A 3044-nucleotide genomic window follows, 5' to 3' on the forward strand; every position below is an offset into this window, starting at 1 on the left:
ATTCCGTTGAGATATACGTTGTTAACGGAAGTTACGATATTCTCGCTCTCGATGTATTCGAGTCCGTAGAACTTGCTTGGATAAAGAATCTCTACGTTTGTAAATTGATTTGGTGGGCGGTTCCTCGCTTACGCTCGGACCGGGCTCTCCGCTTCGGTTAAGAAATTGAGGTTTTTTTTGAAGAAGGAATCTTTATTGGATCAGCAATTTCTTAACCCCGCATCGATCCCTAACGCAGGTCGACGATATAAAAATTTTGCAAAGTTCACGCTCATTCATAGTATTTAGCTGCGATAAACATTTCAGCAATGTTTTTCCAGTCAGGAATTTTAGGTGGGATAATTCCAATATTTTGATAATATCCATCAGAATCTTCAACCCATCGTGCTAACGCTTCTAAAAATGATTCTATATCTTGATTAGTCCATTCTGAAGTATTTTCCCTAAAATCATTACTTAATTTATAAATAAATTTAACAAAGTTTTCTTTATCTCGTATTGAATCTATTTTTTCGCGTGAAAAATCCATTATTCACCTTTTATGCGAATGCTTTCACCATTATTTTTACTTGAGAATTTATAAGATTCTTTCGCGATTTCTTGTTTTGTCGCCATTCTATAAGGAATATCCTTTTTAGCTATTTTGAAAGCGGCTAAACGTCTGTTGTCGAGCGAATACAACTGTCCTTCTTTATTGACTAAGCGAATTGGCGGTATACTTTTAGCTTTTATTGTACCATCTTTCAAACCGTTCGCAAGTTCCTTAATATTTGGGTGTGTTTTGTTTGTAAAAGTGTTTTTTATACTACTTTGGCTAAAATTAACTTTACTCGGATCTATCGTCGGATATGACTTTGATGTCGTTAATCCCGTGAGATTTTTTAATTTTCCACCAACGTATTGGAGACCGCTTTTTAGCGCAGCTTTTTCTAATTGTGATCCATACCCTGTTGCGACTGCCTCTTCAAGTTCCTTTCGATTCTTGGGAACTAATGCCGCCGCAACTTTATAGGTTAATCCCGCAGAATCATGAAGCAAGCCAACCGAGTTACCAATAAATGTTCCATCTTTTGAAGCTGTTCCTGCTTTATATGATGCATCTCCCATTTTGTCCAAAACATGGTTTACGCCAGCTAAGGTATCAATTACCGCCTCGTGCCCCGTCGGATCCTTCGCCCCAATCGGATTTCCCTTCACATACGAGAACCGATTCCAACCTTGTGTATCCCACTCCCCATCGATGACCGTGTCCGCACTGGTAAACCTTGCGATCCCCGGATCGTAATAACGAGCGTTGTAAAAGTAAAAGCCGGATTCTCTGTCTAACTCCTGGGAGTTGTATTTGGGTGCAAAGTCCGTATCACCCTTATGGACAAAGGTTTCTCCATAGGGTTGGTATTGCATCTTGGAGAGGGTGTTTGCATCATCGTCTAATACGTGTGAAACGGAATCCACTTGGTCGGTTAAGTAGTAGGCGAGGGCTCCGTTTTCAGCGACGGCGGCGATTCTGATTCCGTTGAGATATACGTTGTTAACCGAAGTGACGATATTCTCGCTCTCGATGTATTCGAGTCCGTAGAATTTGCTTGGGTAAAGAATCTCTACGTTTGTAAATTGATTGGGTGGGCGGTTCCTCGCTTATGCTCGGACCGGGCTCTCCGCTTCGGTTAAGAAATTGAGGTTTTTTTTGAAGAAGGAATCTTTATTGGATCAGCAATTTCTTAACCCCGCATCGATCCCTACCGCGGCGATCCATAGAGAATCCGGGTGCTGAGTTAATGTACGGCTTAGTTCTAATTTTTCTTCGCTTCTTTCAGATTTTCCGCGGTTCAAGATAATCGTTGGCTGCAATTTTAGCTTTTGCGAGATTCAGGATTTAATAATCAATATGAATCCAATTTGGTCCGCAGAGTTCAACTTCCAATTCATATTCATTATAATTATTTGAAAAATCTAAAATCATTTCATCTTTAAGATTTATAGAGAGTAAATGAATGAGACCTTTATCATTTATATCGAATGAGAAATCAAAATTAAATTCTAAAATAGAATTGATTTCATAAATACCGCAATCATTGCTCAATTCTGTCCAGATGTATATGGGATTTTGATTTTTTGAATAAAGGTTTTGAATAAAATCTTTAAATCTTTTTGTAGACTTTTCTTCAAATTGCATATTAATGTTCTTTTTCGGTTCAGATTTTGAAATTGCTTTCTGCCTAATTTCTTCCATAATATCTAATGCTACCAAATTAGATGCACTAAATGGTTTTAACGATAAATGTGAAATTTCTGCTATATATTTAGGCATTGATAGTTGATATCTAAATTTTTTTAAAGTCTCTTCATTCATAATTTATCTTGGATTTGTCATTAGTGAGCTGAGGCCTTCCGTGATTATTATAACGTATTTTGCCACTCAAATCGTCAGTCTTTACTTTTCCCGCTTCCCAATGTTTTTCATTTGGATGGCTTCTGTCCATTGTTTGTTGCTGAACAGATTTAGTTTGTCTACCACCTCCATTTTTTGGTACTTCATATTGATATTCTCGACCTGATGCGTTTTTCGATTGAGATTTTGGTTGCTGGCTTGTCGGAATACCTTCTTTTCTCATTGCTTCACGTCTTGCGGCTCTGCTGGTTGTTTTACTATTGTTTGAAACAGAAGTTGAACCTTTCGCATTAGTTCGAGTCGATCCGTTGTTTACATTTGAACCCTTAATACCGCTCCCGCTTCCTGATGATGATCCTCGGACACCCCCAGAGGAAGGACCTTGACCAGCATCAGAATTCTTTGAGCTATTACCCCAACCACGGCTATCGGATCCTCCTCCGAGTCCGCCTCCGCAGTATTCAGGTCCACAAGATTTTTGTGGAACGTGCCCAGTCGGATCTTTTACCCCGATTGGGTTGTTGTAAACGTAAGCAAACCGATTCCATGCTTGCGAGTTATGTTCATCTGGAATCACCGTGTCCGCACTGGTAAACCTTGCGATCCCCGGATCGTAATAACGAGCGTTGTAAAAGTAAAAGCCGGATTCTCT

The 3044-nt window shown here is 39.3% G+C and carries 3 protein-coding genes and 1 pseudogene; all 4 read right to left on the reverse strand.

Features of this window, described 5'->3' with window-relative positions:
- Nucleotides 1-271 precede the first annotated feature (271 nt).
- Nucleotides 272-529: a DUF7660 family protein gene (locus JWG45_RS01335; RefSeq protein ID WP_205277993.1), complete on the reverse strand. Its 258-nt coding sequence runs from the start codon at nt 527-529 to the stop codon at nt 272-274.
- Nucleotides 529-1620, reverse strand: a pseudogene (locus JWG45_RS01340) (RHS repeat-associated core domain-containing protein); the annotation flags it as partial. The pseudogene JWG45_RS01340 and the gene JWG45_RS01335, both read right to left, overlap by 1 nt.
- A gap of 256 nt (nt 1621-1876) precedes the next feature.
- Nucleotides 1877-2353: a hypothetical protein gene (locus tag JWG45_RS01345; RefSeq protein WP_232380458.1), complete on the reverse strand. Its 477-nt coding sequence runs from the start codon at nt 2351-2353 to the stop codon at nt 1877-1879.
- Nucleotides 2346-3044 (reverse strand): RHS repeat-associated core domain-containing protein (locus JWG45_RS01350; RefSeq protein WP_205277994.1); only part of this gene is annotated, 699 nt, incomplete at its 5' end. The genes JWG45_RS01350 and JWG45_RS01345, both read right to left, overlap by 8 nt.

The sequence above is a fragment of the Leptospira ainlahdjerensis genome (assembly GCF_016919175.1).
In the GTDB taxonomy this organism is placed as follows: Bacteria; Spirochaetota; Leptospiria; order Leptospirales; family Leptospiraceae; genus Leptospira; species Leptospira ainlahdjerensis.